Annotated in this window: 22 protein-coding genes and 5 pseudogenes; 17 read left to right on the top strand and 10 right to left on the bottom strand. The window is 63.7% G+C overall.

Annotated elements, in window-relative coordinates; all coding sequences use genetic code 11:
• Nucleotides 1–690: pseudogene (locus tag BQ7477_RS04505) on the top strand (histidine phosphatase family protein); the annotation flags it as partial.
• 46 nt (nucleotides 691–736) lie between these two features.
• Here the strand turns inward: BQ7477_RS04505 and BQ7477_RS04500 are convergent.
• The 5 genes from BQ7477_RS04500 to BQ7477_RS04480 form a co-directional block, all read right to left on the bottom strand.
• A complete protein-coding gene (locus BQ7477_RS04500) occupies nucleotides 737–1,264 on the bottom strand; it encodes a septum formation family protein (protein ID WP_073982957.1) in 528 nt (175 codons plus the stop codon).
• A 276-nt stretch (nucleotides 1,265–1,540) separates the two neighbouring features.
• A complete protein-coding gene (locus BQ7477_RS04495; protein WP_073982956.1) occupies nucleotides 1,541–1,999 on the bottom strand; it encodes a septum formation family protein in 459 nt (152 codons plus the stop codon).
• Nucleotides 2,000–2,179: 180 nt separating this feature from the next.
• Nucleotides 2,180–2,608 (bottom strand): septum formation family protein, encoded by a 429-nt coding sequence (locus BQ7477_RS04490; RefSeq protein ID WP_234968682.1) that lies wholly within the window; start codon nucleotides 2,606–2,608, stop codon nucleotides 2,180–2,182.
• Nucleotides 2,608–3,672, bottom strand: coding sequence for an inorganic phosphate transporter (locus BQ7477_RS04485; protein WP_073982955.1), 1,065 nt, complete (start codon nucleotides 3,670–3,672; stop codon nucleotides 2,608–2,610). Before BQ7477_RS04485 ends, BQ7477_RS04490 begins: the two co-directional genes overlap by 1 nt.
• A 3-nt stretch (nucleotides 3,673–3,675) precedes the next feature.
• Complete coding sequence (locus BQ7477_RS04480; protein ID WP_073982954.1) at nucleotides 3,676–4,308, bottom strand: DUF47 domain-containing protein; 633 nt, start codon at nucleotides 4,306–4,308, stop codon at nucleotides 3,676–3,678.
• A gap of 372 nt (nucleotides 4,309–4,680) precedes the next feature.
• On the opposite strand from BQ7477_RS04480, the gene BQ7477_RS04475 reads away from it, so the two are divergent.
• The 9 genes and pseudogenes from BQ7477_RS04475 to BQ7477_RS04435 all read left to right on the top strand — a co-directional run.
• Complete coding sequence (locus BQ7477_RS04475; RefSeq protein WP_073982953.1) at nucleotides 4,681–6,519, top strand: phosphoenolpyruvate carboxykinase (GTP); 1,839 nt, start codon at nucleotides 4,681–4,683, stop codon at nucleotides 6,517–6,519.
• 207 nt (nucleotides 6,520–6,726) lie between these two features.
• A complete protein-coding gene (locus tag BQ7477_RS04470; protein ID WP_129582499.1) occupies nucleotides 6,727–7,716 on the top strand; it encodes an AAA family ATPase in 990 nt (329 codons plus the stop codon).
• A 42-nt stretch (nucleotides 7,717–7,758) separates the two neighbouring features.
• On the top strand, nucleotides 7,759–8,652 hold the full coding sequence (locus BQ7477_RS04465) for a DUF58 domain-containing protein (protein WP_073982952.1): 894 nt from the start codon (nucleotides 7,759–7,761) through the stop codon (nucleotides 8,650–8,652).
• On the top strand, nucleotides 8,642–9,130 hold the full coding sequence (locus tag BQ7477_RS04460; protein ID WP_073982951.1) for a hypothetical protein: 489 nt from the start codon (nucleotides 8,642–8,644) through the stop codon (nucleotides 9,128–9,130). Before BQ7477_RS04465 ends, BQ7477_RS04460 begins: the two co-directional genes overlap by 11 nt.
• A complete protein-coding gene (locus tag BQ7477_RS04455) occupies nucleotides 9,127–10,146 on the top strand; it encodes a vWA domain-containing protein (RefSeq protein WP_073982950.1) in 1,020 nt (339 codons plus the stop codon). The genes BQ7477_RS04460 and BQ7477_RS04455 overlap by 4 nt, the downstream gene beginning before the upstream one ends.
• 1 nt (nucleotide 10,147) lies before the next feature.
• Complete coding sequence (locus BQ7477_RS04450) at nucleotides 10,148–11,176, top strand: vWA domain-containing protein (RefSeq protein WP_073982949.1); 1,029 nt, start codon at nucleotides 10,148–10,150, stop codon at nucleotides 11,174–11,176.
• The gene (locus BQ7477_RS04445; protein ID WP_073982948.1) at nucleotides 11,166–12,152 is read left to right on the top strand and encodes a tetratricopeptide repeat protein; all 987 of its coding nucleotides are present in this window, start codon (nucleotides 11,166–11,168) and stop codon (nucleotides 12,150–12,152) included. Before BQ7477_RS04450 ends, BQ7477_RS04445 begins: the two co-directional genes overlap by 11 nt.
• Nucleotides 12,153–12,244: 92 nt before the next feature.
• Nucleotides 12,245–12,574: pseudogene (locus tag BQ7477_RS04440) on the top strand (phosphoribosylamine--glycine ligase); the annotation flags it as partial.
• Nucleotides 12,575–12,743: 169 nt separating this feature from the next.
• A pseudogene (locus BQ7477_RS04435) lies at nucleotides 12,744–13,835 on the top strand (AIR synthase-related protein); the annotation flags it as partial.
• A gap of 1,047 nt (nucleotides 13,836–14,882) precedes the next feature.
• Here the strand turns inward: BQ7477_RS04435 and BQ7477_RS04430 are convergent.
• Nucleotides 14,883–15,578: an NPCBM/NEW2 domain-containing protein gene (locus BQ7477_RS04430; RefSeq protein ID WP_129582498.1), complete on the bottom strand. Its 696-nt coding sequence runs from the start codon at nucleotides 15,576–15,578 to the stop codon at nucleotides 14,883–14,885.
• Between the two features lie 500 nt (nucleotides 15,579–16,078).
• Here BQ7477_RS04430 and BQ7477_RS04420 point away from each other — a divergent pair, with 500 nt between their 5' ends.
• Nucleotides 16,079–16,816: a CDP-alcohol phosphatidyltransferase family protein gene (locus tag BQ7477_RS04420; protein WP_478209456.1), complete on the top strand. Its 738-nt coding sequence runs from the start codon at nucleotides 16,079–16,081 to the stop codon at nucleotides 16,814–16,816.
• Nucleotides 16,817–16,904: 88 nt separating this feature from the next.
• On the opposite strand, the gene BQ7477_RS04415 is transcribed toward BQ7477_RS04420, so the two are convergent.
• Nucleotides 16,905–17,813: a cytochrome C oxidase subunit IV gene (locus BQ7477_RS04415; RefSeq protein ID WP_073982944.1), complete on the bottom strand. Its 909-nt coding sequence runs from the start codon at nucleotides 17,811–17,813 to the stop codon at nucleotides 16,905–16,907.
• Between the two features lie 96 nt (nucleotides 17,814–17,909).
• Between BQ7477_RS04415 and BQ7477_RS04410 the strand changes: the two genes are divergently transcribed.
• A complete protein-coding gene (locus BQ7477_RS04410) occupies nucleotides 17,910–18,278 on the top strand; it encodes a sterol carrier family protein (protein WP_073982943.1) in 369 nt (122 codons plus the stop codon).
• 24 nt (nucleotides 18,279–18,302) lie between these two features.
• Here BQ7477_RS04410 and BQ7477_RS04405 read toward each other — a convergent pair whose 3' ends face one another.
• A complete protein-coding gene (locus tag BQ7477_RS04405; protein ID WP_073982942.1) occupies nucleotides 18,303–18,581 on the bottom strand; it encodes a DUF4235 domain-containing protein in 279 nt (92 codons plus the stop codon).
• Nucleotides 18,582–18,720: 139 nt separating this feature from the next.
• Here BQ7477_RS04405 and BQ7477_RS04400 point away from each other — a divergent pair, with 139 nt between their 5' ends.
• Nucleotides 18,721–20,007: a type 2 periplasmic-binding domain-containing protein gene (locus BQ7477_RS04400; RefSeq protein ID WP_073982941.1), complete on the top strand. Its 1,287-nt coding sequence runs from the start codon at nucleotides 18,721–18,723 to the stop codon at nucleotides 20,005–20,007.
• Nucleotides 20,008–20,016: 9 nt separating this feature from the next.
• Here BQ7477_RS04400 and BQ7477_RS04395 read toward each other — a convergent pair whose 3' ends face one another.
• Both BQ7477_RS04395 and BQ7477_RS04390 read right to left on the bottom strand, forming a co-directional pair.
• On the bottom strand, nucleotides 20,017–21,336 hold the full coding sequence (locus tag BQ7477_RS04395; protein WP_073982940.1) for a DUF4921 family protein: 1,320 nt from the start codon (nucleotides 21,334–21,336) through the stop codon (nucleotides 20,017–20,019).
• Between the two features lie 19 nt (nucleotides 21,337–21,355).
• Nucleotides 21,356–22,234: an aldo/keto reductase gene (locus tag BQ7477_RS04390; protein WP_073982939.1), complete on the bottom strand. Its 879-nt coding sequence runs from the start codon at nucleotides 22,232–22,234 to the stop codon at nucleotides 21,356–21,358.
• Between the two features lie 523 nt (nucleotides 22,235–22,757).
• Between BQ7477_RS04390 and BQ7477_RS13240 the strand changes: the two are divergent.
• The 4 genes and pseudogenes from BQ7477_RS13240 to BQ7477_RS04375 all read left to right on the top strand — a co-directional run.
• A pseudogene (locus BQ7477_RS13240) lies at nucleotides 22,758–23,150 on the top strand (PadR family transcriptional regulator); the annotation flags it as partial.
• A pseudogene (locus tag BQ7477_RS13235) lies at nucleotides 23,149–23,238 on the top strand (phosphoribosylformylglycinamidine synthase subunit PurS); the annotation flags it as partial. The pseudogenes BQ7477_RS13240 and BQ7477_RS13235, both read left to right, overlap by 2 nt.
• Nucleotides 23,235–23,879: a phosphoribosylformylglycinamidine synthase subunit PurQ gene (purQ, locus tag BQ7477_RS12770; protein ID WP_073983011.1), complete on the top strand. Its 645-nt coding sequence runs from the start codon at nucleotides 23,235–23,237 to the stop codon at nucleotides 23,877–23,879. The pseudogene BQ7477_RS13235 and the gene purQ, both read left to right, overlap by 4 nt.
• Nucleotides 23,880–23,901: 22 nt before the next feature.
• Nucleotides 23,902–24,903 carry a phosphoribosylaminoimidazolesuccinocarboxamide synthase gene (locus BQ7477_RS04375; protein ID WP_073982938.1) on the top strand — a complete coding sequence of 334 codons (1,002 nt, stop codon included), beginning with the start codon at nucleotides 23,902–23,904 and terminating at the stop codon, nucleotides 24,901–24,903.
• The last annotated feature ends 23 nt before the right edge of the window (nucleotides 24,904–24,926 follow it).

Raw genomic sequence — 24,926 nt, 5'->3', positions numbered from 1 at the left:
CCCGGACCCGCCGACGCGCCTGAGGATACCTCCGCTTCCGCGCCCGCGCAGCGGACCACGCTCAACGTACCCACACCCCCCAAGTCTCGTCTCGCGCCGACCCCCGCGATCGTCGCATCAGCTGCGGCGCGCAGGGCAGCGCAGGTGCAGCAGGCCTCGTCCCGAGAGGCCGAGACTGCCGTCCGTCCCATCGATCCACCCCTCGGACGATTCGGTGTGCGCCAGGCCTTCGACCTCATCGACTTGTTCAGCGCTTTCGGCGTCAATGCCGCCTTTGCGTCCCCGTCCGCCCGCGCCCGCCAGGCCCTCGCACCGTGGGCGAGCGTCGGAGGGGACTCAGTGACGCTCGTGGCGGCCCTCGACACCTCGTCCGAGGCCACGGGGCCCATCGACGCGCAGGCCCGAGCCGGTCGAGTGCGTGCCTTCGCGGCGCAACGCCTTGCCGAGTCCTCCGGCACGACCCTGCTGTCCGCGACGGGAAGCGCGCGCGACCTCATCATCGAGGAACTGCGAGCCTACGGGTCGAGCGCCGTCACTGGAGGCGACGCGCCCTCCCTTAAGCACGGCCAAATCCTGGTTGCTCACGTGGAACGCGGAGCCGACGGTCCCGTTGTCGCTGCCTTTGAGACACACGGCGTGACCACCAAGAACCCCGCAGCTCAGCCGCGTAAGACCGCCAAGAAACACTGAGGCGGCCCGGCGAAAGCCGGGCCGCCTCAGTGCGCACAGGCGCTGGTCACATGTTGGAGTCCTTCACCGATCGGGTGAGCTTACTGTCATTCTTGGCGAACGCATAGCATTCGACGGTGTGGTCGCCGTTCGTCCAGGTTTCTTGCGTCGGGACGTACCACGAGTAGTCCACGGTGGAGTCCGCGACAGGCTTGCCAACGTAGTATTCGAAGATGAGTCCGCAGATTTCGTCGCTCTCGTCGTCAAATTCGTCATCAGACGGGAACGCGTCACCCGAGAAATCAAAGATGTGGAAGTACTCCGCGTCGTGAGGCTGGTTGCAATCGACGATGGTGATGTCACTGTTATCGTCGGATGCGTACTGGAAACATTCTCCGACCCTGGGCGGTACGTAGTCGTTCGTCGTTGCGGAAGACGTGGGCGTAGGAGTGCGAGTAGGAGAGGTATCCGAGGGCTTGCGGGCACCGGACAATGACACCGAGCAGGCGGACAAACCCAGGCTCAGGATGGCGACCGTTGCGCCGAGGGTAAGCACAGGGCGCGCCATGATGGACGTGAATGAGTTTTCAGACATGATTCTCCTTAGGGCTGCGATGCCTCGGCAAGTACGACGCAAACGCGGCGCGAGGCTCGTTTGCTTGCCGCATCGCAGCGCCAACTATATAACAACGCCGACCGTGCGCGGCCCGGGGTATCACCTACGCCAGCGGGATATTCGCACCAATACTGACAGATTGATAAAGAGTGTGGTGTACCTCCCATGTGCAGTCGGATAGTCAAGGAAACGCCGACCTAATAATGGTGGCGGCCCGGCGAAAGCCGGGCCGCCACCAGCGCGCACAGGCGCCGGTCACATGTTGGAGTCCTTCACCGATCGAGACAGCGTCGTCGAGTCACCCGGCAGCGCAACGCAGACGATGTCGCGGTCGCCCTTGGCCCAGGTCTGCTCGGTCGGGTACATGGCAGTCACCTCGAGGGACGATTCGGAGTAGGACTTGCCGACGTAGCTCTTGAAGTTGTCGAAGCAGGCATCCTCCATCATCTGGTCCATCTCGTCCTCGTCAGGCAGCGTGGCGTCGGTGATCTTCTCAATGTAGTAGACCTCGCCGGTGTGCTCCTTCGAGCAGTCCCTGAGCTCAACGTCGTAGACGGTCGAGCCATCCGGGACCTGGATGCACTGACCGACTTTCAAGTTGGTGCTGTGGGTGCGGTTCGTGATAGCAGACAGAACAGAACAGCCGGACAGGCCGAGGCTCAAGATGGCAGCCGAAGCGCCGAGAACGAGCGCGGGACGCATAGCGTGGGACATGATGCTCCTAAATGAGATGGGATGATGGACGTCAGATTGACCGCCACATTGGGGAGAAGGAAACCGAACGGAACCTGTCGCCTGGAACACTATAACAACCATCGTGCCACTCGGTAAAGAAGGCGGGTGGTGTCCGCCTGATCATGCGGACACCACCCAGGGGCGAACGTGAGACAGCGGCTACAGTCCCGACTTCTTAACAGTTGCCTTCAGTGAGGAGTGATCCAGCGGGCGGGCCAGGCACACGATCGCCCGGTCCGAATGCGCCCACGAATCCTTCGTCGGGATCATCCACGTGGCATCGAGGCTGGACGACAGGTAGCTGGACCCCACGTAGTCCTCGAAGTTAGCGATGCACACCGACTCGGCCTGCTTGTTCAACTCAACCTCGCCGGGGAAGTCCCCGTCATCGGCGGAGGTCACGTAGAAGACCTCGGCGTCGTGCTCGCGGGTGCAGCCGGTCGTCTCAACCGTGGTCGCGGTCTTATCCTCGGGCATGAGGATGCACTGGCCGACCCGCATGTGCATGACGGACGAATCTGAACACGCGGTCAGCGAGGTGATGAGGATCATGGCCGCGACCAGGCCGACGAGGCGACGGTGTGCCACTAGTGGACCCCCAGCGGCAGCGCCACGAGCAGATATACGATGGCTGACACGAGTGCCGCTGCCGGCAACGTCAGGAACCACGCGATAACGATGTTCCCTGCAACGCCCCAGCGCACGGCAGAGAAGCGTTTCGTGCAGCCCACGCCCATGATCGCCGTGGAGACGACCTGCGTCGTGGAAATGGGAGCATGGACGACGTAGGAGCACAGGTACAGGATCGAGGAAGACACGGCCTCGGCTGTAAAAGCGCGCGCCGGATCCAGGTCGATGATCTTTCGACCAATCGTGCGCATGATGCGCCCGCCGCCCGCCATGGTGCCCAGAGAAATCGCCAGAGCGCCCGAGATTTTCACCCAGAGGGGCACGTTCATTTCGTGGGTGATCGGATCGATAATGTTGTGGTGCTCACCGTAACCGCCCGCCATCAGCGCCATGATGATGATGCCCATCGTCTTCTGCGCGTCTTGGATGCCGTGGCCCAGGGCCATCGCAGCCGAGGAGATGCGCTGCGCGGCGCGGAAGCGACGCATCGTGCGGTGATACTGCGCCTTGCGCAGCAGCCACAGGACAACCTTCATGGCGATGTAGCCGATGATGAAGCCGATGATGGGCGAGGCAAACATCGGGATGATGACGTGATCCACGATGCATTCCCAGAACACCGTGGTGCCGCTAAGGAGGCCCGCGCCGACCATGCCGCCGATGAGGGCGTGCGAGGAGGACGACGGGAGTCCGAACCACCAGGTGATCAGGTTCCAGATGCACGCGCCCAACAGGGCGGCCAGGATGATGACCAGGCCCTTTTGCTGCATTTCAGGCGTGGTGGACTCGGCGTAACCCTTGATCTCGATGATGCCAGAGCCGACAGTCTTCGCGACGGCGGTGCCCATCATGGCACCGATGATGTTCATTGCCGCGGCCATGAGCAGGGCGGCGCGGGGTGTCCACGCGCGCGTCGACACTGATGTTGCGATCGCGTTGGCCGCGTCGTGGAAGCCATTCGTGTAGCTGAAGAACAGTGCGACGACGATGACGACGCAGACGAGGATCAGATTCAGATCCACGGCTCAGGATTCCTTCAGTGCGAGGGATTCGATGATGCCCGCGAGCTCCTCGAAGGCGTCGGCGCAGGACTCGAGGCCCTGGACGATGTCCTTGAGTTTGATGATCGTGACCGGGTCGAGGCCCGAGTCAAACAGTGCGGTCAGCGTGCGGCGGTAGGCCAGGTCGCCCTCGTTCTCGAGGCGGTTGATTTCGATCCAGTAGTCGCGCATGTCCACCGGGGACTTCAGCTTGGGCATGTTCGCCGCGGTCATATCTGCGCAGTTCTTGATGACCTCGATCTGCGTGTTGAGCAGGGAGACCAGGGAGGAGGGGATGTCGGCGATGCCGTAGACGACCAGAAGATCGCCGGCTTCATCAATGAAGTCGAGGCAGTCGTCCAGGTGGGAGGCCAGCGACTGCAGGTCCTCGCGGTCGAAGGGCGTGATGAACGAGGAGTTGATGCGCTGGATGATTTCGTGGTTCAGTTCGTCGCCGCGGTGCTCGACCTCGTGGAGCTGATCGCGCAGGGCGATGCGCTCCTCGGGGGAGGCGGCGTAGATGTGGGTCAAAAACTCGACGGCCTGCACGAGCTGGCGGGCCTGAGCGGTGAAGTCTTCAAAAAAGTCAGGGCCTTGGGTCTTGTTTCGGAATCCCATGGTGTACTCGGTCCTTCCAACGGTGAACGGCACTGTTGTGCTACCTGTAATCGTCGGTCATGGGGTGGGCACACTTCAAGTTCAGATGCGCTTTTGTGACCCCAATGGTCGTGTTGTATCTCACGTGGTGGTCGGGTTGTTATCCTTCGGTCCCGTTCGCGAGGCCTTGGTGCGCTAGTGGGGCATGTTGCCCCCTTGTGGATGGGCAGAAGGTCCCTGCCGACCGGGCGGCATGTGACTGGTTCGACTACGATTGGAGTGTGACCGGGACCAAGCGCCCGCAGGCGCGGGCAAACGTTCCGGCATGATTGATTCTGTCAATCGGGGACGCACATTGCGGCCTCGACAATCCGAAATGCCTCAGGAGGCAAAATGTCCGTGACCGAACAGGACGTGCGTGCGGCGGCTCCGGCCAACGCTCCCGAAGATGTCATCAAGTGGGTTGCGCAAATCGCCGAGCTGACCACCCCTGACGCCATTGAGTTCTGCGACGGCTCCCAGGAAGAGTGGGACCGCCTGACCTCGCAGATGGTCGAAAGCGGCATGTTCACCAAGCTCAACGAGGAGAAGCGTCCTAACTCCTTCCTCGCTCGCTCCAAGCCGTCCGACGTTGCGCGTGTTGAGTCCCGTACCTTCATCTGCTGTGAGAAGGAAGAGGATGCGGGTCCGACCAACCACTGGGCGGATCCGAAGGAAATGAAGGCCACCCTGCACGAGAAGTTCACGGGTGCCATGAAGGGTCGCACCATGTACGTGGTTCCCTTCTCCATGGGTCCCCTTGGTGGCCCCATCTCCCAGCTCGGTGTTGAGATCACCGACTCCCCCTACGTCGTTGTCAACATGCGCATCATGACCCGCATGGGTGCTGCTGCCATGGACCTCATCAATGAGGGCCGCGTGTGGGTTCCCGCCGTTCACTCCGTCGGCGTTCCTCTTGAGCCCGGTCAGGAAGACTCGAACTGGCCCTGCAACGATGAGAAGTACATCACCCACTTCCCTGAGACCAACGAGATCTGGTCCTTCGGTTCGGGTTACGGCGGCAACGCCCTGCTCGGCAAGAAGTGCTTCGCCCTGCGTATCGCCTCGACGATGGCCCGCCGCGACGGCTGGATGGCCGAGCACATGCTCGTCCTGCGCCTGACCCGCGAGTCCACCGGCCAGCAGTTCCATGTCACCGCCGCCTTCCCGTCGGCCTGTGGCAAGACCAACCTCGCCATGCTCCAGCCCACGATCCCCGGCTACAAGGTCGAGACCGTCGGCGACGACATCGCGTGGATGCGCCCGGGCCCGGATGGCCGCCTGCGCGCCATCAACCCCGAGGCCGGCTTCTTCGGCGTCGCCCCCGGCACTTCATACAAGACCAACCCCATGGCCATGGAGACCGGCAAGGCCAACTCCATCTTCACGAACGTCGCCCTGACCGACGACGGCGACGTGTGGTGGGAAGGCATTGACGGTGATGTTCCGGCGCACCTGATCGACTGGCATGGCAACGACTGGACCCCCGAGTCCGGCGAGAAGGCTGCTCACCCGAACAGCCGCTTCACTGTCCCCGCATCGCAGTGCCCCATCATCTGCCCCGACTGGGAAGCCCCCGAGGGTGTCCCGGTTGACGCTGTCCTCTTCGGTGGTCGCCGCGCCACGAACGTCCCGCTGGTTGCCGAGCAGTACGAGCCCGCCCACGGTGTCTTCATCGGCGCCTCCGTGGCCTCTGAGGTCACCGCTGCTGCGACCGACGTCAAGGCCGGCTCGCTGCGTCACGACCCCTTCGCCATGCTGCCCTTCTGCGGCTACAACATGGCCGACTACTGGGGTCACTGGCTGGAGATGCAGGACAAGCTCGGTGAGGGCTTCCCGAAGGTCTACCAGGTCAACTGGTTCCGTAAGGACGAAAACGGCAACTTCATGTGGCCCGGCTACGGCGACAACTCCCGCGTCCTGGACTGGATCGTTCGCCGCGCCGCCGGCGAGGTTGAGGCCATTGACGGTGTGACCGGTCGCTACCCGAAGTTCGAGGACTTCAACCTCGATGGACTCGACATCGACGAGACCGTGTGGGCGAAGCTCTTCGCGATCGACCCTGATGCTTGGGCCGCCGAGATGGACGACACTGAGGAGTACTTCTCGCAGTTCGGTGACAAGCTCCCCGCCGCCATTACCGAGCAGCTGGCCAAGTTCCGCGCGCGTATCGCCGCCGCGAAGCAGGCCTGATTGATGCGGCTTTGCGGGCCCCGGAGGTAACTCCGGGGCCCGTCCCTTTATGTCTGCTCTCCTTCGCGTGTCTAACAGGCTCTAGGCCTGCCCGTCTCGCTCCTGGCGGCGTCGTGGTTAGGTGTGCGAAAACTGACCGGGTTGTGTCAGATGGGCCGCGTCGGGCTACACTGGGAGGGCATCCGACCGCGCACGCAAGGAGAGTCCGTGCCCAACTACTTGACGAATGACGAGCTCGCCCACGCTAAGGGCCTGCTCGATCGCATGACCAACATCTACCAGCACACCGTCGTCGGCCAGGAAGCGCTGCGCCGCGCGCTGATCGCCTCGTTGCTCGCCGGCGGCCACGTCCTGGTCGAATCCGTTCCCGGCCTGGCCAAGACGACAGCAGCGCAGACCCTCGCGTCGGCTGTGTCTGGAACCTTCCGCCGCATTCAGTGCACCCCCGACCTGATGCCTAACGACATCGTCGGCTCCCAGATCTGGAATCAGGAGCGCGGCGAGATGGTTACTCAGCTCGGCCCTGTCCACGCGAACATGGTGCTCCTGGACGAGATCAACCGATCGTCTGCGAAGACCCAGTCCGCCATGCTGGAAGCCATGCAGGAACGCCAGACCACCATCGGCGGCGTGAACCATAAGCTGCCCAACCCCTTCATGGTCATGGCGACACAGAACCCCATCGAGGAAGAAGGCACGTACGTTCTGCCCGAGGCCCAGATGGACCGCTTCCTCCTGAAAGAAGTCATCACCTACCCGACTCCCGTTGAGGAACTCGAAGTTCTCAGCCGCATCGATTCCGGCCAGATGACAACCCCAGCCGACGCCGTCCCGATCACGCTCGAGGACGTGCGTACCCTCCAGGAAGCGCGCCGCCGCGTCTTCGTCCACGACACGCTCAAGGCCTACATCGTCGACATCATCAACACGACGCGTGGTGCGGGTCCGAACCCGTTGCCCGGCTGGAACAAGCATGTGCGCGTGGGTGCCTCCCCGCGTGGCGGCATCGCGCTCATGCAGATCGCCCAGGCTCTCGCTCTCATGGCCGGTCGCAACCACGTGATGCCCGACGACATCAAGGACATGCGCTACGGCATCCTGCGTCACCGCATCATCCGCACCTTCGATGCCCTGGCCGACAACGTGTCCATCGAGGGCCTCATCGACGCCGTCTTCAACGCGGTCCCCGTTCCGTAACGAACGCCGCTCCCACGTCAGTCGATCGTCTGAAGGAACGTCATGCCTGTACGCTCGCGCGAAATCCACGCGCTCTCTACGCGCATCCAGCTGCCCGTCATGCGAAAGCTGCTGTCCATCATGGACGGTCAGCACTCCGCTCTCCGGCAGGGGCGCGGCTGGGAGTTCATGGACCTGGCCCCCTACCAGCCGGGTGACGACGTGCGCGAAATCGACTGGGCGGCCACGGCTCGCACAGGTTCGCCCGTCATCAAGCGACACGAGGCCACGGCGAACGTGCAGGTCATGCTCGTCGTGGACACCGGTCGTGAAATGGGTGCTCTCGCGCCTTCTGGAGAGACGAAGGAAGAGATTGCCTTGGCCGCGTGCGAGGCCATTGCTTGGCTGTCCGTCGCCCGAGGAGACCAGATCGGCCTCGTCGCTGGCGACTCCAAGCGCGTGCGCTTCATGCGTGCACGTTCCGGTAACGCGCACGCCGAAACTGTGCTGCGCCGTATCGAGGAAGACATCACTCTGACCTCGCCGCACTCGGACGTCCCCAAGCTCCTGGCACGGGCGAGGACCGTCACGAACAGGCGCAGCCTCCTCGTGATCGTCACGGACGCGACCCAGCCCACGCCGTCGAGGGAATCAGACGACCTCATCAAATCCCTGAGCGTACGCCACCAGGTCATACAGATATGCGTCGCGGACATCGACCCGACCAGCCTCGACAAGGGCACGGACGTCGTCGACGTCAACGAGGGTCCGCTGCCGGACTTCCTGCTGCGCGACTCTCAGTTGTCAGGCGAAGCAAACAACGTTATGGCTGCGCGCCGCGCGGCGGTCACCCGAATGCTTGACAAGCGGGGAGTCATCCACGTGGACGTGGCATCCAGCGCTGAGGTACCCCGCGCGCTCATGCGTGCTCTCGAAAGGGGATCACATGTCCGGTGACATTAAAGAATACTTGCAGGATCCTGTCATGTATCCAAACTGGATGTGGGTCTTGGGCGTGACGATCCTTGTGGCCGTCATCGGGTGGATCATTTACTCACTGTGGCGGTGGTGGACTTCGCGCATCGGCGAGGTCATGGAGCTGCAGACGATCACGGATGCGCGCCGTAAAAAGTACCTGACATACATTGATCAGATTGCGGATCGCTACGCCGACGGTGACTTGGATGCGCGCGGCGTGCATCTGGCGCTTGCAGGCCTGATGCGTGCCCTCGGTACGGAGCGCACCGGTCGTGACCTCGAGGTTGCAACTGTGAAGGAAGTACGCAGGCTTGTCCCCGTGTGGCCCGGCCTGTCCGATGTCCTTCAGGCGTGCGAGATCCCCAGTTTCACGGGGGATGACATCCCTGCGGGCCAGCCTTCGCATGAGGCTGTCACGAACGTGTTGACCATGGCCGTGGAGGCGGTAAACGTATGAGGTTTTGGTGGTTAATTCCCATTGTCCTGCTGGTGGTGGTCGCGGCGACCGCCCTCGGATGGTGGCGTGCACGTCGAGCGGGTGAACGCTCGGGTAAGAAGGGGTGGGTTGCGAACACCGGTTTCCTGCGGGGGCTGCCCAAGTATCAGGCTCTTGTGCGTCGCACTCGCGCGTCGCTGGCGATGGCGTGCGTGTGCTTTATGATTGCGGTCATTGCGACGTCCGTGTCTGCGGGCGCGCCCGTAGACCGTTACGTCAAGCACGATAAGTCCTCGAGTCGAGACATCGTCATCTGCCTCGACGCATCGGGGTCGATGCTTCCCTACGACTCGAAGATTGGTGACGCGTTCAAGCAGATCATTTCACACTTCGAGGGTGAGCGAATCTCGCTGCAGCTGTGGAACGCCTACTCGATGACGATGTTCCCGCTGACGGATGACTACGAGATGGCCAACGATGTGCTCACGGACATGTCCGACGTCATCGACAAGGGTTTCTCGCAGATCGGTGGGCATATTTCCGCTTCGCAAGAGCTGATTGACTACCTGGAGCCGACGTTCGCTGACCCGGACGAGGAACGAGCGTCGCTGGTCGGCGACGGCCTTGCCTCGTGCGTCCTCGGCTTTGACCACACGGACAAGGCGCGGTCGCGCACGATTCTGCTGGCCACCGATAACGAGGTGCTCGGATCGGGTATCTACACGCTGCCTGAGGCGATTGAGTTCGCGAAGAGTCAGGCGGTGACGGTCACGGCTTTGTACCCCGGTTCGATGACGGCGCTGTCGACCGAGGCCGTGGAACTGCGTGATCAGGTGCAGTCCACGGGTGGTGACTTCTATGATGCGTCCTCGCCCGCATCCGTCGACTCTGTCGTTCAGCAGATCGAGGCTGAGCAGAAGGAAGACCTCGACTCGGCTGGCAAGATGCTGGAAACTGATCGCCCGACCTCCGCCCTGGGGTGGACGCTCCTTGGCGTCGTGTCCCTGCTGGGAATGCTTGCCTTCGGGAGGCTCTGACATGGTATTTCACCCCGTTATCAACCTGTTTCTGCTGATCCTCATTGCCCTCGTCGCGGCCGCTTTTGTGTTCCTGTCCGCCCGACGGTCGGTGCGCAGGCGAGTCAGCGACGTGATTCGACGCTCGTTCATTGTTGTGACCGTCGTCATCATGGGTGCGGGTCCCTCCATCCCCGGCCAGGCGGTGGAGGTTGCCTCGACGCTCGAGGTGTACTTTGTGATTGACCGCACGGGTTCGATGGCCGCTGAGGACTGGGATGGCGTCAAGCCCCGCATCGATGGCGTACGTAACGACGTGGGTACGCTGATGGGTGTCCTCACCGGCTCGCGTTTCTCGATCCTGTCGTGGGACTCGAAGGTGCATACCGACATGCCGCTGACGACCGATGCTTCTGCCGTCAACGCATACATGGAGAGTTTTAACCGTGAGCTGTCGGCGTCCTCGCAGGGTTCTTCTATCAACCGCCCTGCCAAGGAACTCCTCACGCTCCTGAAGAAAAACAAGGAACGCCACCCCCAGAATATTCGCGCCGTTTTTATCTTCTCTGACGGGGAGACGTCGAACCAGGATCACTGGTCCAGCGCTCCCAGTGGGGACCCGAGCGACTGGGATGCCGTCAAGGAGTACGTCGACGGTGGCCTCGTCATCGGTTATGGCACCTCGGAGGGCGGCCAGATGAAGGTGCTGCGTCTGGGAGACTCCGGCGCTCAAAGCGGCGATGAGTACATTCACGACTCCTCCCAGCCGGGCAATCCCGTCGCCATTTCGCGCATCGACGAGGCCGCGTTGCAAGATGTCGCCTCTCGCATCGGCGTCAGCTACGTGCACTCTCCCGACAAGTCGGCGATCGAGTCGTACGCGAACGATGTCCTCGAGGGGGCCTCGACAATTGCTGAGGCGCGCAACATGCAATCTACGTACCGCTACATCATTTGGCCCTTTGCGCTTATCCTCGGTGGCCTCCTCGCGTGGGAGGGTGCAACCCTGTCGCTGCGGGCCCAACAGTTGAGGAACTCCCATGCAATCTGAGAATTCCACACGCGAAGAAGACCTGCTGCCCTTCGGTGCCCCCCAAGCGGACACCGTCGATCCGTCGGTGCGCGCCAAGCTAGCGCAGGCCACTTCCGGCAACCAGAAGATTCAGCGTTCACCCCGCGCCTTGCGTCCCCTGTGGTACTCGATTCCGATCCTCGTGATTGCTTTGGCAGCCTCCGCCTACCTAATCGGCATGACCCTGTGGTCACGCTCGTCGCTGGCCCACTGGACCAACGGGGAGTACCCAGCCGCGCAGGCCGGATACGAGGGACAGATGGCATGGACTTCAGTTGGCGTCGAGCGTTGGGTTGCTCACTACAACCTGGGGACCACCCTGGTGCGTCAGGACGCGGTCGACGATGGCGTTAACGAGTTGCGCACCGCCTACGACCTGGTGCCTAAGGCTGTTGAGGTTCAGCCTGGTCGTCTCGAACCCTATTCCTACGAGTGCCGCGTGCGCGTCAACCTGGGTATCGGCATTGAAATCCAGGCCGACGCTCTGCGTGAGGGTGGCTCTCTGGATGATGCGATCAATTCCTACCAGGAGGCTGAAGACCTGATCTCGCCCTGCCAGACCGCAGGCGGCGGCGGTGGCAGCCAGTCCAATCAGTCCGGTGACCAGGGCCAGTCCGGCGGTCAGGGCCAGTCTGGTGATTCCGACAACCCCGCAAACGAAAACAAGAACCGCGTCCAGCAGAAGAAGCAAGACACGGAACAGGAGAAGAACGGGGAGGACCCGAACCAGCAAAACAAGGATCCGCAGAACGGCACAAATAATAACGAGCCGGAACCCTCCGAGAGTCCGACATCGTCTCCTAGCGCCAGCCCGACGCCCGACCCGTACGCGGGTGAAAATGAGGAGCAGAAGCAGCGTCGTCAGGATCTGCAGAACCAAAACGGGGAGCGCGAACAAAAGCGTCGGGATCAAGACGACAGTAAGCGCTCTGGAAACCCGAACGGTGCCTGGTGAGCGGTGGACGCGTGTCTCACGGACGCTGTGAGGTGTGCCCATATCGGCTCGTGTCGGCCCGTAATGCACTCAAACATAGATAGGCTTAAATTGTGAAGGTTCTTCTCGTTGGTAACGGGGGTCGTGAGCATGCGATCGCTCGTGCGCTGCTTCGAACGTCCACTCCTGAGCAGCCGGTGTCGCTGGTCGTCCAGGCGGGCAATCCTGCGCTGGAGAAGCTGGGTCGTTCGCTCACGATGAATCCGCTTGATCCGAAGGACGTTGTACGGCGTGCGACATCAGAGAAGGTCGACCTTGTGGTGGTCGGCCCCGAAGCTCCGCTGGTCGCTGGAGTCGCAGACGCGGTCCTCGACTACGGGATTCCGGTCTTCGGCCCGACGAAGGACGCGGCCCGCCTGGAGGCCTCCAAGTCTTTCGCCAAGCANCGGCCCGCTCTCCCTCGGCCCCGACGGCGCCAGCCACCACGGCGGCACCGACGGCCTGGGCATCTTCCACTCCGTCCTCGCATCCCTCGTCGGCTGACGACGCCACCGCGCCCTCTCCCGTGAGGGCGCACCGGCCTCGTCCATGATCTTTCGAATGGAAACACGAATGACCTCCGAAAACACCCGCGAGCTGCCCGACACCGTCGAGAACGCCGCCGCGACCCCCGGCCAGGACATGCCCTGGAAGGAACTCGGCCTCAAAGAGGATGAATACCAGCGCATCTGTGACATCCTTGGGCGCCGACCCACGAACGCCGAGCTCGCCATGTACTCCGTCATGTGGTCCGAGCACTGCTCCTACAAGTCCTCCAAGAAGCACCTCGCCGAGCAGTTCGGCGCGCGCACGACCGACGCCATGAGGAAGAACCTCCTTGTCGGCATGGGGCAGAACGCCGGCGTCGTCGACATCGGCGGCGGCTGGGCCGTCACCTTCAAGGTCGAGTCCCACAACCACCCGTCCTTCGTCGAACCCTATCAGGGCGCGGCCACCGGCGTGGGCGGCATCGTCCGCGACATCATCTCCATGGGCGCCCGCCCGATCGCCGTCATGGACCAGCTGCGCTTCGGCGCTCTCGACCACCCCGACACCGCGCGCGTCGTCCACGGCGTCGTCTCCGGTGTCGGCGGCTACGGCAACTGCCTGGGCCTGCCCAACATCGGCGGCGAAACCGAGTTCGACCCCTCCTACCAGGGCAACCCCCTCGTCAACGCGCTGTGCATCGGCAAGCTGCGCCACGACGACATCCACCTGGCGAACGCGACCGGCGAAGGCAACCTCGTCGTCCTCTTCGGCGCGCGCACCGGCGGCGACGGCATCGGTGGCGCCTCCATCCTCGCCTCCGAGACCTTCGAAGACGGTATGCCCGCCAAGCGCCCCTCCGTCCAGGTGGGCGACCCCTTCATGGAGAAGGTTCTCATCGAGTGCTGCCTCGACCTGTTCGAGGCCGACGTCGTCCAGGGCATCCAGGACCTCGGCGCCGCGGGCATCTCGTGCGCGACCTCCGAGCTGGCCTCCAACGGTGACTCCGGCATGCACGTCGACCTCGAGAACGTGCTCTTGCGTGACCCCACGCTCACCGCGGGCGAGATCCTCATGAGCGAGTCCCAGGAACGCATGATGGCGATCGTGACCCCCAAGGATCGCGAACGCTTCTTCGAGATCATCGACAAGTGGGACGTCGAGGCCGCCGTCATCGGTCACNCCTTCGTCGCGGTGCCCGAGGCGGCGCTCAAGGCCGTGTTCGCGGCCGCCGAGGCGGAGGGCGTGGATGCCGTGCGCATCGGCACGACGGGTGGTGACATGCTCGCGATCAGCGGCGTGGATCTGCTCGCCGCCGAGGGCGAGGGCTGCGGCTGGATCGCTTCGATCGACGAGCTGCGTGAGCTGAGCGAGACGGGACGCAAGCGCTTCTGAGTTGCGTCTGATCGAGCGCCTAGGGGCGCGGGCCTGTCGGCCCGCGCCCCTTCGCTGTGCGGTGCCGCTGGTGTTCCGGGCGCCCTTCGCACTGGTGGGGCTTGTGTTGCTGTGTGTTGCCTTGTCTTGTTCGTCACTCGGCGATGTTGCACGTCATTCCCATGTCTTGCTCAACACTCAGCAATGTCGCACGTAATTCCCCTGCCTTGCTCAACACTCAGCAATGTCGCACGTAATTCCCTCGCAAGTATTTCAAATATTGAATTCAGGTCGTTGGAATTGCAACGTTTTCTGGTGGTCTCGAAAAATGACCGAGGGAAATTACGTGCGACTTTTGTTTGGGGGCAGTCCGTTCATCGAAGCGCTGCCAGGCCTTCCGGTGCCCTTCACGCCGGTGCTTCCTGGTGTTTTGCCTTGCCTGTGGCGCCGCTGGTGTTCCGGGTGTCGGCGGCCTCTTCTGTGTGAGATACCGGAGTGGTTCCCCAGCAATGTCGCACGTAATTCCCTCGCAAGTATTTCAAATATTGAATTCAGGTCGTTGGAATTGCAACGTTTTCTGGTGGTCTCGAAAAATGACCGAGGGAAATTACGTGCGAGATTTGTTTGGGCTGTGACCTGCTACCCACCGGCACAGTCGTCGACGCGAGCCCGCTAGTTCCGACGACGCAGCCCTCGACGATGTCTGGGACTGAGCCTCGACCAACACGCGTGTCCTCTCTCCACCCGCATTGCTCATGTCGGGGCCGTGACGAACGGACGCCGGCCCGCGAATCGCGCGATTCGCGGGCCGGGTCGATGGGGCGGCAGTGTCGTCCCCGTGGAAGCGTCCTCCTACGAGAACTTCGGGTCTGCCCAGATGGCGTTGACGCTAATGTCGCTCTTGCGGCTCTCTCCCTGCGCCGCCTCCGCGACTACCTTGAGCTTGAGGCGCGGAACCGACGAGACGTCGATGCTGAACTCCTTCGCCTCGTTGAGGCGTAGGGACGCCGAATCGAGGACCTTGTCCGAGATAGGGTCGCTGATCTCGAAGGTCACCGTGATGTTTGTGTCCCGCGAGTAGTCCGACTGGCCCGCTGTGGTGGTGAAGGTCTTGGCGCCTTGCGGCACAAGGAGCTCAACGGAGCCGTCGTCCAGTTTCTTCTCGAGTTCGCATTTGAAGCCGTTGTTGTAGGTCTTCTGCGCGATGGCCGAGACATCGTTGGATCCGGAAAGAGTTTCCCAGGGGTTTGAGAAGTATGTCGTGTGTCCGCATTCTTCCTTCGCGACCGCCTGGTCCAGCGTCGGGTTCCACTCGGGGGACTTGCTGGCCATTGCGCTCGGCGTCGGCGACGCGATCGACGCGGACGGGGTAGGAGAGGGTGTCGTGGCCGTCGGGCTCGGCGAGGCCGTGGTGGGCTCCGGGGTGGCGGTAGGAGTGGGCGTGGCGTCTGGCTTGGGGGCGTGCGAGCATGCCGCCAGCAGGAGCGACAAGCCAGCGGCGATGATGGCTGCGCGGCGCTTGGACCCGGTACATTGAGAGTGAAACATCGTTGTGTTCTCTTTCACTGGAGAGGAATTGCTCTGTGGATAGATTCCCGGGAAAGGTCTGTCAACTAGGGTATTAGTAGTAATACAGGCGTGCCGATCATGCTCGTTTCGCGCGGTAGCCCGGGCGTCTCGCGGCGGTGTGGCGACCTGTCCGAAGGGGCCTCCGACGAGAACGCCATGGCGCGAGAGGCTGCAGAGGGTCCTCTCACGGGCCCCGACGCCGTCCTCATTTCCCGCGTCAACGCGCGACGTGTGCAGACGACCGACGCGGCAACGCTCCCCCCGTCCGGCATCCTCTCTCGTGCAACCGGGATAAGGAATGGCGTTGACCATAATGAACTAAGGCAAACCTGGCGTTACCGATGAGACGTGTCGCCGCCCCCTGGCCCGCCGAGCCGCGTGGTCTGTGTCATGTCCTACCGATTGATCACCAATCTTTGGCATACTGTGGAACGGAAAGTACCCGTCCTACAGGAGCCGCCGTGCCCGAAGAAACTGCCATCGACACCCAATCGCAAAACGACGCCCAGGCCTCGTCCGCGACACACAAACCCAGCCTGGGCCGCGTCATCGCCGCGTGGGGGGTCCACGCGTTCACCATCTCCGGTCTCGTGTGGGCGACGCTCGCCCTGTTCGCGATCCTCAACAACAACATCCCCATGATGTGGCTGTGGCTCGTCATCGCCCTGGTCGTGGACGGCGTCGACGGCACCCTCGCCCGCAAGGTCGGCGTGCGCGACGCCATCCCGTGGTTCGACGGCGGCGTCGTCGACAACCTCGTCGACTACCTGACGTGGACCTTCCTGCCCGCGCTGTTCATGGCGCTGCACCTGCCCTTCGGCTCCCAGCCCGTGCCGGTCGTCATGATGATCGTCATCATCGTCTCCTCCCTGTTCTGCTACGCGAACGACGGCGAAAAATCCAACGACAACTACTTCGTGGGCTTCCCCGCCGCGTGGAACTGCGTCGCGATCGTCATGTACGTCCTGCAGACCCCCGCGTGGGTCAATATCGCCGCCACGATCATCCTCGCGATCCTGACGCTCGTGCCGTTGCACTACACGCACCCCGCGCGCGTCAAGCGCTTCCAGATCCCCAACATCGTCGGCGCCGCCGCGTGGATCGTCGCCTGCGCCTACCTGGTCGTCGTCTACCCGTTCCAGCCCCTGTGGACGCTCATCCTCTTCTGGGTCGGCGGCGGCTGGTTCATGGTCGCGGGCTTCATCCGCANGAGGTGACGCGCCGCAGGCCCCCGGCGCGGAAGGTCGGCGGGCGACGGGCCGCTACTCTCGGGCGCACAGAGTGGTTGGGGGAGGGACGCGGGAGCTATAGCTGCTCCGCGAGGCCCTTTTTGACGGCCCGGTCGCGCTGGTAGCGGAAGACCTCCAGGAAGATTCCGCCGAAGAAAATGCAGGCGATGGCGGTCCACACGCCCGGGGGAGCGTGGCGCCCGTACATGAGGAAGTACACGTAGGGCGCCAGGAAGGTCACGGAAGCGGTGGCGGCGCCAACGACCCGGTGCCAGAGTTTTTGCCCGGCGACCATTTCGATGAGTCCCCACGTGTAGGGGATGGCGGTGACCATGTCGATTGCCCACAGGATGCGCCAGTCGCCCCGGAAGTGCGGGACGTACATGACGGGCACGGCCCGCGCCATCGAGTACACGAGGACGACGACGTAGGCGATGAACTTGGGGTTGCGGCACAGCTTGAGGAAAGCGGAGCGTTCGATGATGGAGGCGCCGACGGCGCGCGAGGCGCGGGTGGCGTGCGAGGCCGTGGAGAGCGTGTCGAGCCCTGACATGGCTACGCGCATGAACTCGCGCTGTTCGTCGGTGCCTTCCGCCCACGCTTCGAGCAGGGCGAGGGGGGACAGTGCGATGGGCGTGTAACCGCCGGAGGCTACCCCGGCCTCGTGAACGACGTCAGCTCCTAGGGCGTCGCGTAGGCGCGGCAGCTGGGGGGTGGGGATGTCGGCGATCCACAGGCGCACGCGGCGTTGGATCGCGTCGTGCAGCTCGTGGGACAGGGCGTGTCCGGCGGCCGAGTGGGGCGAGAATCCTTCGGCGGCGATGTCGGCGAGGGCTCCGGGATACTCGACGATGCGGGTCGTCAGGTCGCCGGCACGGTCGACGCCGGAGACAGTGATGATGGTGGCGGCATCCCACTGGTAGGTGCGCGCGATCTCGATGTCGAGGATCGAACGCAGCGTGATAAGGGAGGTTGTCTCGCTCACGGGTACCTCTCAGTTGGGGTAGTTCACTCCATTGTGCCTGACTGGGCGGTAGGAATGCACGCTCACGCCGACGGTGGCGCGGCGTAGAATCGACGCATGGCGAAACGACGCATCGATCCGGTCCGGGGGATGGAAGCACTGCGCGCCTGGCGTCGTGCGGTCGAATGCGGTGAGGAGGCTCCGCGCCCGGTGGCCTTGACGGCCGTTCGCTTCACACTCGAGGAGCTGGGGACCCTCCACCCGGGCCGGTCGGTCGAGGTGCGTGTGCCGCCGGCGGGCGCGGTTCAGATCCTGCCCGGGACGACGCATCGGGGGGGGACGCCTCCCGCCGTTGTGGAGACGGACGCGCACACGTGGCTGTCTCTGGCGTGCGGGCGTCTCACCTGGGACGAGGCCGTGGCAGCCTCCCGGGTGAGCGCGTCGGGTGAGCGCACGGACCTTGGGTCCCTCCTGCCGCTCGTGTGAGGGCAGGGACGGGGGGTCCGGGTCTCAGGCCTCCAGCTGGGGCACGCCGAAGCGCGCTTCGAGCTTGGGGGCGAGCCACTTCTGGGAACCCTTGTAGGCGTAGCGCTGGGCGACGGCGGCGAGGGCGGCGGAGGTGGCGGCGAAGATGACCAGCGAGGTCAGGGTGACGTCGTCGGCGTCCTCGGCGGGAACGGGGCGCTTCGTGGTGATCTTCCAGCCCGTTTCAAAAATCTTGGTGGCCAAGAAAGCTGCTCCGGCGATGACGGCGGTCGTGGCAACCTTTTCGATGGTGGCGGGATCCATGAGTATCTCCTGGCGTGGGTTGACTGTCCCCGCGCGGGTGCGCGTGCCTCCATGATGCCCCACACGGCCCTCTTGCGCGAGGGCCACGGGCCAGCTGTCTTATGCTAGAGGGGTACTGTCCCCGTCCGAAGGATTCGTTATGGCTCGCGCCCGCTCTTTTTTTGCGCTGTCGGCCCTCGTGATCGTGGCGACGACCGTTGCAGCTTGTACCCCATCTGTGTCGTCGAGCGCCCCTCAGGATCCTTTCGCCGCGCCGATCGTTCCCGGTCAAAGCGCGCGTGCTTCGACGTCGAACGGGGGGGTGCGCGGTACGATCAACGCCCCCACGCCCAGGACCGGTTCCGGCGTGGTGACTGTTGCCCTGGTGGGCGGCGCCCAGCTGCCCACGGAGACCGCACAGGAGTTCACGAAGGCGACGGGTTTTTCGATCGCTGTTGTTCCCGTTGACGGGGTGGATTCGATCGCTCAGGCTGATGCGGATGTCGTTCTGGGCTTGGACGGCGCTGACGCGCTACAGGCGGCGGCGGCCGGCACGATTGCGTCCGTGGCTCCTCAGGACACGACGACGTTGACGGGTACCGTCCTCGAGGGGGCACCTGCGGCGGTCGCATACGGTCGTGACGACGTGTGTGTGATCGCCGACAAGTCGTGGATGAGCGCGAACAGTCGTCCACTGCCGACGTCCTTTCATGATCTGACGGCGCCGCGTGTGCGCGCACTGCTCGCTCTCCCAGACCCGGCCTCGTCTTCGGTGGGGCGCGCTTTCGTGCAGGAGGCTGCCGCGCAGACCGGTGAAGGTCTGGGAACGTTCGTGCAATCACTGAACCCGCGCGTGGACGCTTCCCTGGGGGAGACTATCAGCGCGTGGAGCGCTGGTACGCACGTCTCCGACAGCTATTTGTCCGAGGTCGAGGGGAGTGCGTCGGGCACGTCCGGCTCCTACCCGTTGGTTGTTGCGCCGCGCTCCCTGGCGGCGGCAGCAGCGACGAACACAGGCGCGGATTCATACGGCACAGCTGTGTCATCGACGTGTATCGCGCGCATCATGTATGCGGCTGCTGTGAGCGCCCCCGCAACCGACGGCGCTGAGTCGCTCATCGCGTGGCTCCAGGGTCAGGTTGCGCAGCGGTCCCTGGCGACCACGGGTGCCGCTTATCCGATCGACGGCGTGCTCGCGACTGACACCAAGGCGGCGTGGCTGATGGGAATCAGCGGCGAGACGGTTGTCGCTGACGAGACGGTCGGGTCCCTGGACGCGTTGGACGCGTGGCTGTCAACTTGGAAGTCTGCGTTGGTGTCGCCCGTCTCCGTCGCTACGACTGACCCCGCCGAAGAGTCTGCGGCGAATCCGGATGTCACTACTGCCCGTGATGAGACGAGTGAACAGGACCCGGGGGTTGATCCCGACGACGATGGTGATGAGTGAGGGGCGTTCCTAGTCGCGCAGCATCGAGGGGCTGACCCGGCATTCGTCGCCGATACGCATGGGGGCGATGAGTCCTTTGTCGCGTAGTTCGCGCAGGCGTGGGACCGTGCGTTCAACGACCTTCCACGGGTCGATCGTGTTCAAGTAGATGCGGGTGCCGCCCTCGAAGCCCGCCAGGGTGGAGATACGCCACTTGAGCAGGATTCGCCAGCGCATGGGTGTGGAGACGGTGGGTGGGCGGTGGTACCACTCTTCGTTTGCGGGAACGTCTGCCCCTGTCGCGGCGTGTGCAGCGTGCAGGATGTCGGAGATCCCGGCCATGGCCTGGTCGCTGACCTCCCACGGGTTGCGCGGCGAGTGCAGGGGCCAGATCGCGATGCCTGGGAAACGATGCCCGAAGCCGGCCAGGGCGACGGCGTGCTCGTTTTGAGCGATGAGGAGTTTGCGGGTGGCTGCCACCGTGAAGATCTGGTCGTAGATGTCGGGCTGGGCGCGCAGACGTTCGAGTTCCGCTTCCGTCTGCACGGCCAGATCGTCGATGGCGACTAGCTGCTTGTGCAGGTGATCGAAGGATGCGCCGGCGGGGCGTAGCCAGTTCTGGAAGGTAGCGACGTAGCGCACAGCGGGGTCGAGGTCGTACAGGTCGCGCATTGAGCGAGCTGTGTAGGAGGTGTACTGCGCGTGCTCTTCGGGCGTGAGGGTACCTGACCCGGCCAGTTCGTGAGCCTCGGTGGCACCATCGACGAAGTGGCGTTTGCCGATGATTAGGTCGTGGCCGCCGGAGAAGAATCCGTTGGCGGCCTGCAGGCGCGCGGTTTCGCTGGTGGCCGCGAACTCTCCTTCGCTCATGCCCGAGGCCAACATGCGTGCGCGCACGACGTTCATGACGTGCTCGTATCCAGCATCCGAGGCCAAGTAGTGCGCCATGCGGCGCCGGTCGTTTTCTGAGGGCACGTGTCCGTGGTTGAGATGCCAGTAGTTGTAGGAGACGATCTCGAAGAGGTTGGGGATGCGACGAAACTCTGCGACTGTGTCGGTGAGTTTGTCGGCTGCCAGGGCGTCGAGCTGCTCCCACGTGCCGTCCTCGCGGCGCACGAGGCGGGATTTCTCGGGGGGTGTTTCGAGGTATCGGCCCGAGCAGAACGCGCAGTGGTGTCCGTCGGCTTCGTGGTCGATGGGGTTGTGGTCGCTGCGCGGTGCGGCGAGGGGACGGTTTCCGCGCCCGGGGACTGTCCACACCTCCGTGCCGGTGAGCAGGTTCTGCTGTTTGACGGTTCCGTCGGCGAGTCGCACGATAGCGCGGTCGGCGCGGGTGAGCTTGGATGCCATGTGTCTTTCGTACCTGTCGTCAGAGTCGGTTCATGGTGGCGGGGTGCGATCCGGTGCGCCCGGATTCGCCTCTGTTGAGGGTGTCGATGCGTGCTGTCTGTTCGGGGGTGAGTGAGAAGGAGAACGCGTCGATGTTTGTTGCCATGCGCGCTCGGCGAAGGGTCTTGGGGAAGACGACGTGTCCGCGGTCGATAGCCCAGCGTAGGGCGACCTGGGCGGCGTTTACGCCGAGTTGGTCTGCGATGGCACGCAGGGTTGGGTCTGTGGTGGCGCGTCCGCGTGCGAGGGGTGACCAGGCTTCGAAGACCATGCCGAGTCCCTGCGCGTAGGTGCGCAGGTCCGCGTTGGGGAAGAAGGGGTGTGCTTCGACTTGGAGGACGTGCGGGGCGACGGTGGCGGCGGCGCGGACGGCCTCGATGTGTTTGCGTTCGTAGTTGGACAGGCCGATGGCTCGCGCGCTGCCGCCGGTGAAGGCATCTTCGAGGGCGGGCCAGGGGAGGGTAACGTCGCCGCCGTAGAGGGTGGGTAGTGGCCAGTGGACGAGGAGGAGATCGACGTAGTCGGTGCGCAGGTCGTTTAGTGAACGTTGGATGGATGCGGCTGCGCGCTCGGGTTCGTGGTTGGAGTTGTCCACTTTTGTTGTGAGGAAAATCTCGTCGCGGGGGATTTTGGATGTCTCGATCGCGGCTCCTACTTCGGCTTCGTTGCCGTACATTTGCGCGGTGTCGATGTGGCGATAGCCGATGTTGAGCGCGCGGCTGACGGCCTCATAGGTATCGTCTGGTGCAATCTTGTAGGTGCCGAAGCCGAGTACGGGGATGGGGGCGCCGGTGGGGAGGGTGAGTGTGGGGATCGGGGCCGAGGCTGGGGGCGGGTCGGCGGGGGCAGGAACGTTCATCGGTGAATCCTCCTCATGTGCTCTAGTGTAGCGTTCCGTGAAGTGGGCGTTGGCTTCGTCTGGGTGTGCCAGGATGTTGCGAGGGTGTGAGGCGTGGCATCGGTGTGAAGGCGCCGGAGGGTGGAACGGTTCTTCGAAACTGAAGACGGAGTCTCATAGTTTGAGACTTTGTGCTGTCAATTTATCGATCGATCCTTGGTCAAATATGTGTGATAGGTCGATTTTGGGTGTTTTGTGCCTGTCGGCACCTGCGTTGTGAAGACTCTGACCACTTGACTTATAAAACATTGAAATATGAGTGGAAAGCTGCCCTATGATGTCTGCAACATGGTCGGCGCGCGTATTAGCATTCCGGTTAATTAATGTCCTCTCGCTTGCAATGACGGGGCCTTAGTTCTAACCAAACGGTAGGGTTTTTGTTAGGTAACCCACCGTTATGTGTCCGCTAACGGAGGGGGATTGGCGTAGGATAGATACTGTTCAACCACGATCGCCAACACGTCACGACAACGAACGGAGAGTTATGTCGGTTCGCAATGCCCTGCTGGCACTCGTCGCGCAGCAGCCCGCGGGTGTCTACCGTCTGAAGCAGATGTTCGAGGAGCAGACGTGTGGAGCTTGGCCACTCAATATTGGCCAGGTCTACCAGACGATGCAGCGCCTTGAGCGCGATGGTCAGGTTGTGTCTCATGCCGAGACCAATGCGGGCCGTGATTCCGAGGTCTTCGAGCTGACCGACGCCGGTCGCGAAGTCCTCGCTGCCTGGTGGTCCACCCCGGTTCCGCGCGAGCATCCCGAACGTGATGAGCTTGTTATGAAGCTAGCTGTGGCCGCCGCCGATCCTACGGTCGACGTTGAGGCCATGATTCAGACCCAGCGTCGCTCGACCCTGGGTTCCCTGCGCGATGTCANAAGAGGTCCTGTCCAACCCGATCATCGAGGACGTCGTGCGCGTCGAGGCCATCGACGAGGCCGACGCCCGTTACGCGGGAGGCGCGCAGTGACCCGCGTCGGAGTCGTCACCTTCCCCGGCACCCTTGACGATCGCGATGCCGCCCGCGCGGTGGAAATCGCGGGCGCGCAGGCGGTGTCCCTGTGGCATAAGGACGCCGACCTGCACGGCGTCGACGCGGTCGTTATCCCCGGAGGATTCTCCTACGGAGACTACCTGCGCTGCGGTGCGATCGCCGCGACCGCCCCAGTCATGGGCGAGATCGTGCGCGAGGCCGGACGAGGCCTGCCCGTCCTGGGCATCTGCAACGGCTTCCAGATCCTGTGCGAGTCGCACCTGCTGCCCGGCGCCCTCATCCGTAACGACCACCAGAAGTTCCTGTGCCGCGACCAGGTGCTGCGCATCGAGAACGCGGACACCGCGTGGACGCGCGCCTACCGCGTCGGCGACACCATCACCGTGCCCCTCAAAAACGGCGAAGGCAACTTCCAGGCCTCCCCCGACGAGCTCGAACGCNCCTACGCGCTGGTGAACTCCGGCGGACGCGTCCTCGACGTTGTCGCCCGCGCGGCCACCCTCGACCAGGCGCGGGCGCTCGCCTACCGGGGCGTCGACCTCATCCACTTTGCTGGTGAACAACACCGCAGCGACATCGCGACGTGGCCCGCCGACCTGGCCGTCACTCTTGACTAACGACACAACATTGAGGAGCATCATGCCCACCTCCCTGCACGGTTGGACCCCCCTGAGTTCGGGGAAAGTCCGCGACATTTACGCTCCTGACGAGGCCGTGGTGGGTTCCGCGCCGGAAGCGTCGCCGGCGGTGGGGCGCCCTCGCCACGCGAAGGCTGGCCCTGAGGCGCTGCTGATGGTGACGTCGGATCGCATCAGCGCATACGACTACGTGCTACCCACTGAGATCCGCGGTAAGGGCGCGGTCCTGAACCAGCTGGCGATCTGGTGGATGGGCAAGCTGCGTCCCCTCGTGGAAAACCACCTGCTGGCCGTTGGCACAAAGGCTCCGGCTGAGGCCTCGCGTGCCCTGGAGGGCGCGCAACCCACGCGCTTCACGGTTCCTGCGGAGGTGGACGGGCGCGCGGTCGTGTGCCGCAGCCTGTACATGATTCCCATTGAGTGCGTCGTGCGCGGTTACTTGACGGGTTCCGGCTTGGCGGAGTACCGCGAGTCGGGTTCCGTGTGCGGCATCGCCCTGCCCGAGGGGCTGACCGAGGCCTCGCGCCTGGAAGAGCCGATCTTCACGCCGGCCGCTAAGGCCGAGCTGGGTGAGCACGACGAGAACATCACTTTCGAACAGACGGTGGAACGCATCGGCGAGGAGTACGCGACCGCGATCCGTGACCTGTCGATTGCCCTGTACCGTCAGGCTCGAGACATTGCCGCCGAGCGGGGCATCATCATCGCGGATACGAAGTTCGAGTTCGGTATCGATGTGTCCACGGGCGCGATCGTGCTCGCGGACGAGATTCTCACCCCCGACTCCTCGCGCTTCTGGCCTGCGGACCGGTGGGTTGAGGGCCAGGTGACGCCGAGTTTCGACAAGCAGTATGTGCGCGACTGGCTGACTTCGGAAGAATCCGGGTGGGACCGTGCGTCCGGGGAGAACCCGCCCGCGCTGCCCGACGCTGTCGCCGCAGCGACCGCCGCCCGATACGTTGAGGCGTATCGCCGACTCACCGGGGTTGACCCGGTCCTGTAACCAACGTGCCCGCCGGGCGAGGT

Origin of the sequence: Actinomyces bouchesdurhonensis (genome assembly GCF_900128465.1) — a bacterium.
Lineage (GTDB): Bacteria > Actinomycetota > Actinomycetes > Actinomycetales > Actinomycetaceae > Pauljensenia > Pauljensenia bouchesdurhonensis.
The sequence above is the reverse complement of the archived record's forward strand: the minus strand, read 5'-3'. Positions and strand labels throughout refer to the sequence as shown.